Raw genomic sequence first — 15,103 nt, 5'->3', positions numbered from 1 at the left:
AAAAATATTTATAGAATAACTATAAAAAAAACTCTTCTAATAAGAGAGCCTAAGCATAAATTTTGTAAGTATTTCAAGAAGAAATAAAGAAAGTAATAATAATAAAAAAAAACTCCAAAAATTCTTACAAATTTTTGGAGTTTAAAAGCGTTGAACTATATTGTTCAATCTTAGAAATTATCGCCCATTACTGCTGTGAATTGGTTACCAAATGAATCTGTACCTTGCATTTCAAATTTGAATGGTAGGTGCCATTGGTAGTTACCTACCCAGCTAGGCATACCGGAGTCAGAAATTGAAGCTAAAGCAAAGTCTTGGCTAGTTATTTGAGCTAAAGTTAAATTTGTTGATTTATTTTTACTCAAGTTAACTGAAGTCTCAGAACCTTTTAAGCTACCATTTAAGAACTTACCAGAATAGAATTCTCTTCTATATTGATTATTCATAAATGTTTTTCTTTGCCCTTGGTCAAACCAAGCTAAATCTGTGCTGAATTTATCCGCAGATATTTGGTACCAGTTTGAACTCTTATTTTGATTCGTATTTGTGATACGAATTTGAGCAACACGTGCAATAGATAAAGATGGAATATCTTTAAGATTTGGAGCAATTCTAAATAATCTATAATTGTCTCTTGTTACCAATCCACTGCTATAGTCATCTGCAATAATTCCAATAGAGTATAAAGAATCTGCAGCAATCTTTAAGAAAGGATTGTCTTTTACATCTACTTTAATACGCCCTGCTTGATAGTTATCTGTACTTACAGAAGAAACTTTTCCATCTTTTTCAACATAAGAAAGTTTCGCACCAACATCTAACGTTTGACCATTAGCTTTGGAAGTTAAATAAACTGCTGAAACACCTTCTGGAATTGATGAACCATCAATACATTTAGAATAAGCATCTTTCACAGCTTTTATTCCAGGCGCCTCAATACTAACACCACCAGCAACTAATTGAACTTGAGTAGATTTCATTACATCAGCTAATTTAACTTCAACTTTTTTTCCATTAATGTCTGTACCAGTAAATGTAGAAACCAAAGGAATATTGTGTGAACCATTTCCATAAACTTCAGCTGTTTTACAAATTGTTCCAATTTCAATACTTGCAGTAGCAACTTTATATTGAGAAAGATTTAGAACATTTGCTGGAACTGATTTAAAGTTTATATTAGAAATTGCAGTTTTTTGCGCTTTACCATCGTTATAAACCACAGCCATTGCATATCCTGCAGTTTCATAATTATCTTTATCTGCAGTTAAAACTACGTCAAAAGTACAACTTTGATCTTTATCTAATTCAGCTTTACAAGTTGTCGCACCAATTTTTAATGGAGATACTAAAACGGGTAGAGCTAATTTTGTTGCTTTTCCATTCCCTGCATTTTTAATAGTGTAAGTACGAGTTGCAGAAGAATTAACATTTGCAATTAAATAATCCGCTGTAGACTCGATTGTTAAATTTGCAATTCCTGTAGTTTGGTATGATAGCTGAGTAGTAGCTGTAACTGGCTTTTCATTCCCATCTTCATCAATATCATTATAAGAAATTTTCAGATCAACAAGGCTGCTAACTACTTCTAACGGATTAAAAGTAATTTCAATGTCACAAGTTGCACCAACTTCTAATGAGTCTTTACAAGTTGATTTGGAGCTTAAAGGAGCTGTTAATTCAGCAATTTTTAATCCAGTTATAGCTTCTTCACCGTTATTTTTAATAGTCAATGTTTGAGTAACTGGTTTTCTTACTTCTGCTTGGAATTGTGGAAGAGTTGGAATTTCTAATTCAATTTTACCTTTAGCTAAGTAAGCAATGTCTGATGCAGAGGATAGGGCTTTTCCTTCACTCATGTATTGTAAAGTAAGAGTTTCTTTCCCACTTCCTACTTTCTCAGGTGCAAATTCAATTGTTACTTCACAAGATTCACCTGGAGCTAATGCTTTTATTTCACATGCATTTTTTGTTGGTTCTACAGGTTTAGAAGGATCCGTTGTTTCTTCTTCAGTTTTTGCAGGAACAGCTGGTTTTATTGGAGCTTCTGTTTTTGCTTGAGCTTGTGGCTTACTAGCAGAATCAGATTTTGCAGGAGAATCTTCTTTTGCTGGCTCAACTGGTGTAACTGCAGGTTTAATTGTGAAAGGAGAACTAAGTCCACTCAATACAATATTCGTAGCAGGCTTTGTGCCTTCATTTTTAATTAATATAACTTGTTCTTTTTTTGCACCAACTTTAGCTGTAATTTGAGCTACTGGTACACTAACTGTTAACTTAGCATCATCAACTTTAGATGGTGTAACATCTGCTGATGATTGCTCAGAGGAAGATGATTTTCCTTTGTTACAGGAAATCGCAAATGCTGCACCAGCAATAGTCAGCATCGTGAGTTGAAGTAATTTCGTATTACGAATTTTCATAAAAAACCCTTTAAGTTAGTTGTGAAGAAAAAAGTTAAAAAATTAACCTTCACATTCGGAAGGAATAGAAAAATTAGAATCTTCAAAGTTAATAGAAGAAGTTGGCTTATCTGCTGTTGAAGATTTCTTCTCACAAGAAGCAAGCAAAACAGGAATAATTAAAAAAATAGTTAATATTTTTTTCATTTATAGATAATCCCTTCCAAAATCAATTAGTTAAAAAAACTAAATTGTTTACAAAAAATAAAGCTATAAAGAGTTATAATTCCCAGTTAACCTCTAAAATAACTTTAAAAACACATCTTTTTTATAGAATATTAGTGATTACAAAGGTGTTAAACACTTATTAAATACATTATTTTAATTCTCTATAATTAAAGCTGAAGTAACAACTTAAAAAGATTGGTTTTTTATTAATTTATCCTCTAAATAATTACATATTTATGAAGTAAAAATTAAGAATTTTTTGATTATTTTTGTAATATACTAATTCCAAAGAATTAAAATATTACTTTCAATTCCGATCTGAAATTAAGATTACAAATTTAGAATTTTATTTGTAATATTCTTAATAAGAAGTATATAAAAATAACTTCTTATTTTACTATTTTCTCAGTATTTTCATAGAATTACACTTTGAGAATTTTGGTTTTATGTAACCTTTTCAATACGTTATACATTTTGTCAAAATATGCGCATTGGAAGGTAATTAATAATTTGTTATAAAGAAACAACAGGGGATTTCTAATGAAAATTTTAATTATTGAAGATGCTGAAAAGACAGCATCCTTTCTAAAAAAAGGACTTACAGAAAAAGGATATGTCGTTGACGTTGAGTCTAATGGGCAAGAAGGTCTTATTTTAGCGCAAGTGAATAATTATGATTTAATTATATTAGACGTTATGCTTCCTCAATTAGATGGTTGGTCTATCCTTAAAGAGTTAAGAGCTTCTGATAATAAAACTCATATTATAATGCTTACTGCACGTGATGATATAGAGGATAAAGTCAAAGGCCTAAATTTAGGTGCTGATGACTACCTTGTAAAACCATTTGCATTTTCTGAGCTTGTTGCGCGAATCCAGACAGTTTTAAGAAGAAAACCTACAATTCAAAAAGATATTTTATCTTTTGCAGATCTTGAAATAGATTTTAACAAGAAAAAGGTTTCACGAGAAGGTAAAAAAATTGAACTAACTCCAAAAGAATTCATGCTATTGTCTTTGCTAATTCGGAATCATAATGTTGCACTATCTAGAAGTGAAATATCTGAAAAAATATGGAACATTAATTTTGATACTGATACAAATGTTGTAGATGTGCATATAAGAAGACTTAGAGCTAAAATTGATGACGGATTTAATAAAAAATTTATTAAAACTGTTAGAGGAATTGGATATATGTTTGATGAAAGTTGAGCATGCAAAAAATCTCATTATTTATTAAGAATATAAGAGAAAATAACTTTAACATCAGTTTTACAATTTGGCTTTCATTTTGGTACATCATAACCTGTCTTATCCTAATTTTTTCACAAAATTATTTATTTAATAGTTTCATCTCATCTTTTTACAATCAAAATGAAAAAGTAACTCTTGAAAAAAATATCCAAGAAATAATAAGATTAATTGACAGGCGAGAAAATCCTAGCAGATCTCCTTTTGAGTGTCTTTTTTTTGAAGTTAATGATAATCTTTTCTTTTTAGTCGAAGACGTAACAAATAGAAAAATTATGTTTATAACACCTGGGATGTTCAAATTTTTGTATTCACTTCGAGAAAATGTAACTGAAAATCTTGTCACACCAGATGATGACATTAATATTAGATCTAAAAATTCTAAATATTTTTACTATATTAAAAAAGAAATAGTTCACAATAATAAAGTTTTACATATAGAAGTATTATCGGACAAGACGAATAGAATTTCAATTTTAACAAGCTTTAAAAATCGTTCAAATTTCATTTCATTAGCAATATTAATATTTTTCTTAATTCTTTCTATATTTATTTCTAAAATAATTTTAAGTCCAATACATAGAATAGTAAAAAAGATAAGCAGCATTACATCTTCTAATTTACATGAAAGAGTTGATATCGACTGGCTTCCCCAAGAAATTAAAATAATTAAGAATTCATTTAATGAAGTATTAGAGCGGCTTGAAGATTCTTTTAGAAGAATAAGTCAATTTTCTGATGACATAGCGCATGAAATTAGGACACCCGTAAATAATTTAAAAGGTGAGATTGAAGTAACGTTACAAAAGAAAAGAACTAATCAAGACTATATTGATATACTCCACTCTAATTTAGAAGAATGCCATAGACTTACAAGAATTATAGATAACTTAACATTTCTTTCACGTTCTGAAAAGCAGAATATAAGGATTCAAGCAGAAGAAATTAATGTTTTTGAAGAATTAAATAATATGAAAGATTTATATGAGGGGATTGCTGAAGAAAAATTTATTACTATTAGTTTGGAAAGCGAAAAAAATATAAAAGCTCAAGTTGATAAAGTACTTTTCCAAAGAATTATAAGTAACCTTTTATCGAATGCAATTACATATAATAAAGATCACGGAAATATTAAAATTAAAGCTTTAAAAATAGATAATAATTTACATATCGAAGTGCAAGATACAGGGGTGGGAATTTCTGAAAAAAATATTCCACATTTATTTGATAGATTCTATCGAATTGATAAAGCAAGACACACATCATCAAAAAATATGGGTTTAGGTCTTTCGTTGGTAAAAAGCATGGTAAATATGCATAACGGTACTATAGAAATTAAAAGCAAAGAGGGAGAAGGAACAACAGTTATTCTAAACCTTCCGTTAAGTCACACAGAAAGTAACTAAGTTTTCTTTAGGCATTTTTTTTATTTTTTACTAAATGGATTTCTTGTCGAAATGTGGCTGGGGCACTAGGATTCGAACCTAGGAATGACGGTATCAAAAACCGTTGACTTACCGCTTGTCGATGCCCCAATCGGTGGTGAAACCTGTATGCCAACGTTAGCAAATCTTGTCAAGCTTCGATTCTAATTTTTTTCTAGGTCAAACCTTTTTCAATTTCGAAAGAGATTAAGAACTCTTACTTAATTGAAAAAACATGTTAGATGTGGAAGGGAGTCTTTCATATCTAGTAGCCAAGGTTCATGGCTTAGACTCGTTTCATGAAATAAAAGAAAAGGGAAGACAAATGAGTTTAAAGAGTTCAACCAGTAGTCAAAATTTTATTAATCATTTCAAAATTATAAAAAATCTTTTACCCAAGCATAAAAGGAAAGCTCCTCCCTCTTTAAACGACCATATTCCTTTTGGAGCCATCCCAACCAATCACATGTTGATATGTGATTTTTTACCAAGAAAAAATGGGTGGCAGAACCCAGAGATTCTCCCCTATAAGCCATTTTCGCTCACTCCCAATTCGGTGGTTTTTCACTATGGGCAAACTATATTTGAGGGATTGAAAGCCTATCGTTCAGAGAACAATGAAAAAGAAATTTTTCTCTTCCGCCCCGATAAAAATGCAGAAAGAATGGCTAAATCTGCTCAAAGAATGGGAATGGAACCTTTTCCAGAAGATCTTTTTGTTCACTGCATCAAAGAACTTGTAAAAATAGATAAAGATTGGATTTTACCCTCTCCAGGAGCGATGTACATTAGGCCATCGATGATTGCTTTAGATAGGGGGGTATCTTATAGAGCTTCACAAGATTATCGTTTTTTTATCATTTTAAGTCCATCAAAAAACTATTTTACTAGTGAAACTACTATATCAGTTTATATTGAAAGAAACTTATCCCGAGCTGCCATAGGAGGCGCTGGAGAAGCAAAGTGTGGAGGAAATTATGCTTCTTCATTACTCCCTATGAAAATAGCTAAGGATAAGGGGGCTGAACAAGTTCTTTGGCTTGATGCAAAGGAACATCGTTACGTTGAGGAAGCAGGAGCTATGAATGTAATGTTTGTTTATCAAGACAGAATTGTCACTCCTGCATTATCTGGCAGCATTTTGCATGGAATAACGCGAGCTTCGGTGATACAAATTGCTAGACAATTAAACATTCCTGTAGAAGAGACAAAAGTTGATATCAACCAAATTATAGCTGATGCAAAAACAGGCAAATTAACAGAGATGTTTGCCTGTGGCACTGCTGCCGTTATCTCTCCAGTCGGTTGTCTTTTAGATGGTGATGAAAAAGTTGAAATAAATAATGGAAAAATTGGTGAAATAAGCATGCGATTAAAAAGTGAGTTAGTTGGAATACAATCAGGAAAACTTCCAGATCCATATGGTTGGAGACAACTTATCTCTTGATATAAAAAAATAAATTCTTTTGATGTTTGCAAAACTGTCTAAAATATTACCAGTCAAATCTTCGACACACCTAAGTAGTCAATTTAAGTTAAGAATCATTCATAGAGTAAATCAACTCTATGGGTGAGGAAAAAACAAAAAATATTATATATTATTTGCCATCATCAAAACTATTCATAAAGCCACAAGGAAAATTTTTTATGAAGTCGAATTCAAATGCACAAAAAACAGCATCTGAAATTGCACAAGAAATATTTAAAGTAACAAAAGTAGAATCTTCATTTGATAGAAAAGGAAGATTTTTACATCTTATTGCTAAGTTAGAAAAAAAAGATTTTATAAGATTATATTCTCCTGCAACAACTGTCACAATATTTATCCAAGGTTTTTGGTTACAATTAATGCTAAATGGAAAAAATATGCTTGTTTTGAATAGAGAAGATAATATAAGTTTTAACATTGAAATTATAGAGAATGATTATCACTTAAATAAACTAAAAATTTCTTATCAAAATAAAATACTGGGTTTATTTACATCAAAAAAAATTATGATTTCAACCAAACCTAACACCACTGATGAATATTTTTTTATAGCAAAATCTATTGTAAAAATACTTCAAAAAATTAGAAACAGAAATTATGGCAATGAGTTAAACAATTACAAATACCCAGTAATACAAATAATTCCAAATGATATAGATAAAATTGAATTTGATTCAAATTTGGTTAATATACAATGAACTATGATTTATTATTATCTACACTTTTAATTAATGTTAAAATATTTTGTGAAGAATTTTGATTTTTTTGTGCTAATAAACTTGTACTAGCTTGCACTAAAATATTTGCTTTGGCAAGATTGGTAATTTCAGTTGCATAATCAACATCTCGAATTCTAGAATTTGCTGCAGCTGTATTTTCATAAGCAACATTTATTGAGCTTAAAGCACTAGACAACCTTGAGGTTGCAGCGCCGATATTTGCCCGTTGTTCTGAAACTTGTAAATGCGCTTGATTGAAACTTTCACCTAATTCTTTTACATTACTTGCACCAAAATTATCCAAGACATCATCTATGGACACTCCTTCCTCAGAATTTACAAGATTTTCAGCTGATTTTATTCCTAAATCTTCTGGATGTACTCTAATTTTATCTAAATCATTTATTTCAATTAATCCAACGTCTTTACCGTCGGAATTTGCGGGTCCTGAAACTCTAATTTTAATTGACTTGGTAGTAAATCCATTTCCACGTCCTATTCCTTGGAATTCTGATTCATCATTTGAATCTGTGCTAAATAATTCTTTTCCAGCATGAGCTATTGTTGATGAAGTTGATACTAGTGAATCATAATTTGCTTGATATTCTACAAATAAAAAACCTCTTTCCTTATCTGATAAAGCAGGATTTGTTGATTGAGCTACTAATTCTTTTAATCTTATTACCGTATTTGATACCTGACTTAAAGAAGAATCAACACTTTCTGTAAAAGATAAACCTTCATTTGCATTTTGTTTATAAATATTTAATTCACGCATTTTCGCCATAAGCATATCAGATCGAGCTCGTTCAGCTGGCATTGGTTCACTGCGAGTAAAACGAACTCCTGACGACAATTTTTCAAGACTATTATCATAATCTTTTTGTGCTTTTGTAAGATTTGATTCTACGATGCCCGTACCAGTTATTCTCAAACCCATTTAACTTGCTTCCTTAACACCGCTTGAATTACTAGAGTCGTCTTGTTTATTTACTGTGTAGTCAACTAATGTAAACTTTCCATCTTCTTTTAATATTAAAACTTCACCGGGTGAGCCGACATTTAACGATACACCTTGATTCAGCATATTCTTTAAATATTCACTAGCTAAAATTACTTTATCTACACAGCCTGAAATATCTTTACAAACTTGCTGCATTGTTTCTAAAGAAGAACGTTCTGTATCTAAATGTTTGAAAGAAATTTCAACTTGATGAAGTCCACTAGAACATTGATTTGCAGCTACTTCTGAATCGGATTTTGCTTCACCTAAAGTAACAGAAACATGATGAACCCAATCATGAACTTGTCTAACAACACTTTGTGCTTGTTCGAGATTACTAACTATATCAAGCAATTTTTTTATTTCCAATTGTATTGCCGCCAAACTACTTGTACCAGCAGCAACTATACTTGTTAAACTTGTTTCTACTTGGGTCACTAAATCGCGTGCAAATGTAGCTGTTTCGGTAATTTTTCTGATAGTTCTAAACATTTCTCTTGTTCTTGATTTATTGCCTTCACTCAGATTTTTTGCAGTTCCTAATTGATCATCTAATCCAATTGCCTGGCGTGATAATTGACCTATTTTTTCTCTTAATTCTTTTAATAAAGCATCGGCTGTATCTGCTTTTTTTACTCCGGCCTCTATTACAGCGTGTCCTTCTCGGATTGCCGCCATTGCACCAGAAGTTTCTTCTTGAATTGCTTCAATTCGATCATAAATATCTCTTGTAGCAGTACTGGAACGTTCAGCTAATTTTCGAATATCATCAGCAACTACGGCAAATCCTTTTCCTTGATCTCCTGCACGCGCGGCTTCAATACTTGCATTCAAAGCTAGTAAATTTGTTTGTTCAGAAATATCATCAATGACTTCAATAATATTACCAATGTCGGCAACTCTATTTGCTAGAATAGAAATTTTTTCTTGAACCGCATTCATGCGATCTCTACCACCAATCATGGCCGAAGTTACGCCTTGAATAGCTTCTCGTGTCGTTTGTGAGTGCTGAAAAACTTCATTTTGTAAAACTTGAGTTTTATTCATGAGTTCATCCCAGCTTTTTATCACTTCTGTTAATTGTTCTGTTTGATCTTGAAAGGTATTAAAATCATGTAAGAGGTCTGACCCAAGTCGTCCCCATGCCCTACTTCTATCCGCAGTTTTTCTAGTTTCAGCTAAGGTGTGTCTACTTAGTAATATACTTTCTCGAATATAATCAGAAGTAACATTTAAAGTTACAATGCTTTCTCCGATAGCTTGTCTAGTACTGTCTAAATTAAACGATGCTCTTTGAATTTCTCTATCTTTCGTTTTTCTAAACTCTAATAAATTTCCTAAATTATCTGTTACACTTGCAATACTATCCGATATTTTTCTAAATTGACCTTGGAGTGCCAAAAGAAGTTGACGTTCTCCTTCAATATCAGTGCTTTGAGAAAAAGCAATTAGTTCATTCAAACGTCGAATGGCAATGATCAATTGTCTTTGAGCATTCAACATCGAAGCCATACAATCAGCAGCTGATAATCCAGTATCTGTAGACATTTGTTCATTTTCCACTTCACACCTCAAATTTAAATTATTCTAACTTCATTTTTAAAATTTGTTTTAAAATTGGATCCAATGCATAGTAAATTTTATTATCGTTTTGATTTAAAATGGATTTAGAATCACCAACGGATGAAAAGTTTTGCCCTTTTATTTCGTATGATGAATTACCATCAAAAGAAACAGAAATATTATGATTTTCAAGTAATGAATTAACGTAACTTATAGCCTGCTGTTGATTTGTGAGCATAGTTAACTTTACTAATGCAGAACTTGCCAAAGCTGAAAGTTCAGCTATTTGTTGTTCATTAAGTTCTTCTGCTTCTTCTACTGAATTGACATTTTGCTCACTGGTTAAATTAGAATTTTCCTGAATTTCGACTTCTTCAGTTATTTCTGCATTTGGAACTTCACTTTCTGTTTCGTTAACTAATGCAATCTCTTCACTAATTTCATCAGCAATTGGTGCATCATTAGCTGTTTCGCTAATAATAGCACTCTCCTCGCTAATTCCTTCTTCTGCTGGTACTTCATTTGGAGCAGCACTTACTGCTGCACTCTCCTCGCTTATTCCTTCTTCTGCTGGTACTTCATTTGGAGCAGCACTTACTGCTGCACTCTCTTCGCTTATTCCTTCTTCTGCTGGTACTTCATTTGGAGCAGCACTTACTGCTGCACTCTCCTCGCTTATTCCTTCTTCTGCTGGTACTTCATTTGGAGCAGCACTTACTGCTGCACTCTCCTCACTAATTCCTTCTTCTGCTGGTACTTCATTTGGAGCAGCACTTACTGCTGCACTCTCTTCGCTAATTCCTTCTTCTGCTGGTACTTCATTTGGAGCAGCACTTACTGCTGCACTCTCCTCGCTAATTCCTTCTTCTGCTGGTGCTTCATCTACTTTTACTGGTGGTTCAGTCTCACCAGATCCTTCTACTTTTATTTCCTTTTTAGATTCTTCAACATCTAAAACACCTTTTGCAATTTCTCCACTACTTCCATCAATAAAACCTACAGAAGGACTTGGAGTATAAATAGTATTATTCATCTCAGGAAAAGCGATATCAGGTGATGGTTCTTCATCATCGTGCTCTGCTCCCCCAGATTTACTTTTCTTTGAGTTTTTATTCACAAATTCATTTACATTATCTGAATCAATCTTTCCTAAATTGCTATGATATTTATCCCCATCAATAGAAAGAGCACCCATCTCATAAGAAGCCTCATATCTTAGTCCTCCTATGACTCCTCTTGAACGCTCAATAACTGTTGTTAACTTTAAATTCGGAATACTAATTCGATATATTTTATTCAATCCTTCAGCCAGTTGAAAAACTGTAGCAGCAATAGGAATAATTCGTTTATTTAAAAAAAAACGTAACTGTTGAACTGTACCTCTATCTGAAGGATCTTCCATGGCAACAAATATGGCAGAATTTTCTTCACCTAAGCCAAAACAACTATAGTGAACAGCGATATCAATAGGTATATAAGATTGATAAGATTCATTTAGTAATGCAATAGCCTGATCCCCTAAAGCATTAACTCTAAAATATCTTTGTAAATATTCTTGTATTTGCTCGGGTGAAGCTATATTTAAAGAACGCAATATACGAACAGGATTTTCTCCAAGTTCTTTGCAAGTTTTTCTTAAGGCTATGAGTTCTCCAGAAGACAGGTACCCATCTTGCTGCATAACCTGAAGCAAATCGTACATATGTCTTTCCCTAGACCTTAAGTTTCCTATGAATAAAAATGATTCTCTTGACTCATTCTACTATGATCTTAAGCTATTTTAGATTCTGGGGGAGTATCAGTTCCTTCCCAGATATGAAATTGACGATTTAATACAGGAATATTAATTATGAGCCGCTCCGATCTTGCTTCAGAAAGAAAAACTCAAATAATCAATGCTACCATTGAATGTATCACACGCTATGGCTACAGTAACTTTTCCATGCAAGATGTAGCAAGAGTTGCGGATGTTTCAAAAGGAATTATTCATTATTATTTTTTAAATAAAGAAGATTTAATGATGACTGTTCTTGACCATGTCAGTTCAGATATCGAAAATCTACTTCATTCAGGTGATATTAATTCAGATCCAATTACCAGACTTTCAAATGTTATTTGGATGTGTTCAAGTATAGTTCAAAATAAGCGTGAATATTATCGGATTAATATGGATTTCTGGACTCAAATTGATCAAAAAGAGAAAGTAAGGCAAGAAGTAGCAAGTCATTATGCTAAATTTAGAAATTCAATTGCAGTTATCATTCAACATGGAATTACCCAAGGAGTTTTTAGAAAAGGCGAAGCATTACAATTTGCTAGTATGATAATTGCAATGATCGATGGAATTGCTTTACAATGGCTTTTTGACGAAGGTGTCTTTAACTATGATGAAATTGTAAAAAACAGCGAAGAAGCAATTCTTAGTTTTTTAGTTGTTAAAAAATAATCTAGGATAAATATTTTGTTAAGTTATAAGCGGAAAGTAATATCATTTTTCATATTTATTACTATTTTTGAGTTGTTACTTTTTCGCTCATTCCTTTCAATAAATACATGCTTTGCCCAAGAATCCAATGAGTTAGATGTAAAAAATTTTACAATAATAACCCCCAAAGTAGCTGAAGGAATGATAGTTGCAGATATAGATTTTAGAGGAAATTCAAGAACAAGTGATGATGTGATTGAAAATAATTTAGAACTCGAAGAAAATGAACCTTTTACTTCTGAAAAATTAAGAATTTCAATGCAGAATTTAAAAAATTTGCAAGTATTTTCTAAAATAGATGTAACTTTATTTTTGGATGATAAAAACAGATTAATTATCCGTTTTGATATTGAAGAAAAGTGGACTTTATTACCTTATTTCTTAGCCGGATCTGGTGGTGGTACCTCTTATTTAGTTTTAGGACTTTATGAAACAAATTTTATAGGTAGATTATATACATTTAATTTTACATATGGTTGTAAAAACTCGAACTGTTCTACTTTTGTTTATTTTAGAAACCCGAGTGTTTTAGGTAGTCCTTTTAATATAGTAAGCTATTTGACTAAAGAGCATAATGTTTATCATGTTTATAATCATGATAGAGATATTCTTGGTACCTTTTCAAATCAAAGAGACATGATTAATTTATTTACAGATTTAAAAATTACACCTTCTTTTTTCATAGGACTTGGCTTTTTATATCTTAATAATTATATATCAGAAGATGGAATTACATCGTCTGATGCAGAAAACAATAAGAATCGAAAATATGATGTACCAGCTTCTACTTCATCACTAGCTCTTGAAACAAGATTAACTCTTGGAAAAATAAATTATGATGGATTAAAATCTGATGGCTTGAGTTATGTAACAATTATTGATTCCACTTTGCAAGGATATCCTAGCAAAGAAGATAATTATACTTCAGTCAATAGCACTCTTTTATATTATAAATCTAATTTTGATTTTGGAATTATTCCCCTACCAAAATACACGGTATTTGCTTTGCGTAGCAACATAAGCGCCACATCAAGCGATGTTACTTCTCAGCAATTTTTTGTTGGGGGGCTCGATAAATTAAGAGGTTTTTATGATGGAGAGTTTTCTGGAAAATACTCGTGGTTTAGTAATTTTGAACTTAGAGTACCAAGTTTAGTTACTGAATACATAGCTTTACAACATGCATTTTTCTCCGATGTAGGTTATGCGGCTGATACTTTTCCAGGTATTTTTAATAAATTTACTGGTGTAAGTGTGGGAACTGGAATTAGGATCTTACCCCTAAAAATTAATCGTGTAGCTTTACGATTTGATTATGCTTATACTTTAAATCCCTTTAATACATTTGGATTTAATTTTGGACTTCTCCAATTTTTCTAAGTATTTTTTATATTTAATTTCGTCTTAATACTAAAAATAACATCAATCTTAAAATGATTTTATTTTTAGTATTTTATAATAAAATACTAATATTATAAAAAAACTGACTAGAAAGAATATTTTTATTTTAATACAAAAAAGAAAAAATTGAAAACAAGCTTCATTTATAAAATGTCAAATTATTTTGGTAATCTATAAAAAATATTTCCATAACTTATAAACAACTAATTGAAATTAATATTTTTTTAGTTATAATTTTTTTTTAATCATTAAAATTTAATTTGGAGGAAAAAATGCTAATATCAAATTTTTGCAAAAAATCTATTATAACTTTTTTTGCAGCATTTTCTTTAACGTCTGTTGCAAAGGAAGAGAACCAAAATTTAATTTTAGAAAATTCTGTAAATAGTAATGAAATAGATTACAAAGATGGTATACTACCTTTTAAAAATTCAGCAAACTCAGTTGATTTAGGTATGGCTAATGTACCTGTAAGAGACATTGGTGCCTATGGTTACATTGTTGTATTTTCAACTGTTAGTGCCTTGAATGCAAAATTGAAATTACCTTATTTAATTGATGTGAATTGTACTAATGCTCTTTTAAACACTATATATCCTAACTCAGCGACTCCTGAAGAAACTTTAGACACATTAAAAGAATTTGGGATAGTTTTTGAACGAAAGAATTTAAAATGTGGTTTTACAATTAAAAAAGAAGAATATCTAAAAATTAGCAATAAAAATTATAAATCTCAAATTTCATATAAAAGTTATCCAAAGTTAAGTATAAATGAATTAAAATTAACATTAAAAAATGGTCATAGAGTACTAATAGGAACTTCTCTTCAAGATAATCTTGGCGATCCTATTTCAGTAAATGGCTTTAATTTAAAAGTCATTGGAAATTCTAAAATTTATGATGGTGGTTTATATGCTTGCCAGCAACCTCAAAGTAACGAAAATTATTGCTTAAATGGAAACTCTGGTACTTTATTAATCGCTATCGGATACGATGATAATCAACAGTTAATAAAGTTACGGAACTCTTGGGGAGTTAATGCTGGTGAAAATGGTGATTTCTATATGACTTATTCTTTTTATGAAAAAATGGCGAGTAACTCTGTAGTTATTAATTAAAACAATTATCAAACCCTCTATTT

At 31.1% G+C, this 15,103-nt stretch carries 12 protein-coding genes and 1 tRNA gene; 7 read left to right on the top strand and 6 right to left on the bottom strand.

Annotated elements, in window-relative coordinates:
* Positions 1 to 170 precede the first annotated feature (170 nt).
* Both GOY08_RS03830 and GOY08_RS03825 read right to left on the bottom strand, forming a co-directional pair.
* Positions 171 to 2,420, bottom strand: coding sequence for a choice-of-anchor D domain-containing protein (locus tag GOY08_RS03830; protein WP_158997304.1), 2,250 nt, complete (start codon positions 2,418 to 2,420; stop codon positions 171 to 173).
* A gap of 42 nt (positions 2,421 to 2,462) precedes the next feature.
* Positions 2,463 to 2,606 (bottom strand): hypothetical protein, encoded by a 144-nt coding sequence (locus GOY08_RS03825; RefSeq protein WP_158997303.1) that lies wholly within the window; start codon positions 2,604 to 2,606, stop codon positions 2,463 to 2,465.
* Between the two features lie 561 nt (positions 2,607 to 3,167).
* Here GOY08_RS03825 and GOY08_RS03820 point away from each other — a divergent pair.
* Positions 3,168 to 3,839, top strand: coding sequence for a heavy metal response regulator transcription factor (locus GOY08_RS03820; RefSeq protein WP_158997301.1), 672 nt, complete (start codon positions 3,168 to 3,170; stop codon positions 3,837 to 3,839).
* 2 nt (positions 3,840 to 3,841) lie between these two features.
* Positions 3,842 to 5,284, top strand: coding sequence for a heavy metal sensor histidine kinase (locus tag GOY08_RS03815; RefSeq protein WP_158997299.1), 1,443 nt, complete (start codon positions 3,842 to 3,844; stop codon positions 5,282 to 5,284).
* 54 nt (positions 5,285 to 5,338) lie between these two features.
* Here the strand turns inward: GOY08_RS03815 and GOY08_RS03810 are convergent.
* Positions 5,339 to 5,413 (bottom strand) — tRNA-Gln (locus GOY08_RS03810).
* 124 nt (positions 5,414 to 5,537) lie between these two features.
* Here GOY08_RS03810 and GOY08_RS03805 point away from each other — a divergent pair.
* Both GOY08_RS03805 and GOY08_RS03800 read left to right on the top strand, forming a co-directional pair.
* Entirely contained in the window at positions 5,538 to 6,749 is a 1,212-nt protein-coding gene (locus GOY08_RS03805; RefSeq protein WP_158997297.1) for a branched-chain amino acid aminotransferase, read from the top strand.
* A gap of 200 nt (positions 6,750 to 6,949) precedes the next feature.
* Positions 6,950 to 7,489, top strand: a complete 540-nt coding sequence (locus GOY08_RS03800; protein ID WP_158997295.1) for a hypothetical protein — start codon at positions 6,950 to 6,952, stop codon at positions 7,487 to 7,489.
* 1 nt (position 7,490) lies between these two features.
* Here GOY08_RS03800 and GOY08_RS03795 read toward each other — a convergent pair whose 3' ends face one another.
* Genes GOY08_RS03795 through GOY08_RS03785 form a run of 3 tightly spaced genes read right to left on the bottom strand, consistent with a single transcriptional unit; the run spans position 7,491 to position 11,778 of the window.
* A complete protein-coding gene (locus GOY08_RS03795) occupies positions 7,491 to 8,450 on the bottom strand; it encodes a flagellin (protein ID WP_158997293.1) in 960 nt (319 codons plus the stop codon).
* Positions 8,451 to 10,076: a methyl-accepting chemotaxis protein gene (locus tag GOY08_RS03790; RefSeq protein WP_235899647.1), complete on the bottom strand. Its 1,626-nt coding sequence runs from the start codon at positions 10,074 to 10,076 to the stop codon at positions 8,451 to 8,453. It lies immediately after the preceding gene.
* Positions 10,077 to 10,095: 19 nt separating this feature from the next.
* On the bottom strand, positions 10,096 to 11,778 hold the full coding sequence (locus GOY08_RS03785) for a GspE/PulE/PilB domain-containing protein (RefSeq protein ID WP_158997291.1): 1,683 nt from the start codon (positions 11,776 to 11,778) through the stop codon (positions 10,096 to 10,098).
* 147 nt (positions 11,779 to 11,925) lie between these two features.
* Between GOY08_RS03785 and GOY08_RS03780 the strand changes: the two genes are divergently transcribed.
* The 3 genes from GOY08_RS03780 (at position 11,926) to GOY08_RS03770 (ending at position 15,080) form a co-directional block, all read left to right on the top strand.
* On the top strand, positions 11,926 to 12,522 hold the full coding sequence (locus GOY08_RS03780) for a TetR/AcrR family transcriptional regulator (RefSeq protein WP_158997289.1): 597 nt from the start codon (positions 11,926 to 11,928) through the stop codon (positions 12,520 to 12,522).
* A 15-nt stretch (positions 12,523 to 12,537) separates the two neighbouring features.
* The gene (locus tag GOY08_RS03775; RefSeq protein ID WP_158997287.1) at positions 12,538 to 13,941 is read left to right on the top strand and encodes a POTRA domain-containing protein; all 1,404 of its coding nucleotides are present in this window, start codon (positions 12,538 to 12,540) and stop codon (positions 13,939 to 13,941) included.
* 293 nt (positions 13,942 to 14,234) lie between these two features.
* Positions 14,235 to 15,080 carry a C1 family peptidase gene (locus tag GOY08_RS03770; protein WP_158997286.1) on the top strand — a complete coding sequence of 282 codons (846 nt, stop codon included), beginning with the start codon at positions 14,235 to 14,237 and terminating at the stop codon, positions 15,078 to 15,080.
* Positions 15,081 to 15,103 lie beyond the last annotated feature (23 nt).

The organism is Pigmentibacter ruber (genome assembly GCF_009792895.1).
Lineage (GTDB): Bacteria > Bdellovibrionota_B > Oligoflexia > Silvanigrellales > Silvanigrellaceae > Silvanigrella > Silvanigrella rubra.
This window is presented reverse-complemented; position numbering and strand designations above follow the sequence as displayed.

Excerpts from the sequence above, each read along its gene's own strand:
- GOY08_RS03825 (WP_158997303.1), bottom strand. The coding sequence starts at position 2,606 with ATGAAAAAAATATTAACTATTTTTTTAATTATTCCTGTTTTGCTTGCT.
- GOY08_RS03795 (WP_158997293.1), bottom strand. The coding sequence starts at position 8,450 with ATGGGTTTGAGAATAACTGGTACGGGCATCGTAGAATCAAATCTTACA.
- GOY08_RS03780 (WP_158997289.1), top strand. The coding sequence starts at position 11,926 with ATGAGCCGCTCCGATCTTGCTTCAGAAAGAAAAACTCAAATAATCAAT.
- GOY08_RS03770 (WP_158997286.1), top strand. The coding sequence starts at position 14,235 with ATGCTAATATCAAATTTTTGCAAAAAATCTATTATAACTTTTTTTGCA.
- GOY08_RS03805 (WP_158997297.1), top strand. The coding sequence starts at position 5,538 with ATGTTAGATGTGGAAGGGAGTCTTTCATATCTAGTAGCCAAGGTTCAT.
- GOY08_RS03815 (WP_158997299.1), top strand. The coding sequence starts at position 3,842 with ATGCAAAAAATCTCATTATTTATTAAGAATATAAGAGAAAATAACTTT.
- GOY08_RS03830 (WP_158997304.1), bottom strand. The coding sequence starts at position 2,420 with ATGAAAATTCGTAATACGAAATTACTTCAACTCACGATGCTGACTATT.
- GOY08_RS03820 (WP_158997301.1), top strand. The coding sequence starts at position 3,168 with ATGAAAATTTTAATTATTGAAGATGCTGAAAAGACAGCATCCTTTCTA.
- GOY08_RS03800 (WP_158997295.1), top strand. The coding sequence starts at position 6,950 with ATGAAGTCGAATTCAAATGCACAAAAAACAGCATCTGAAATTGCACAA.
- GOY08_RS03785 (WP_158997291.1), bottom strand. The coding sequence starts at position 11,778 with ATGTACGATTTGCTTCAGGTTATGCAGCAAGATGGGTACCTGTCTTCT.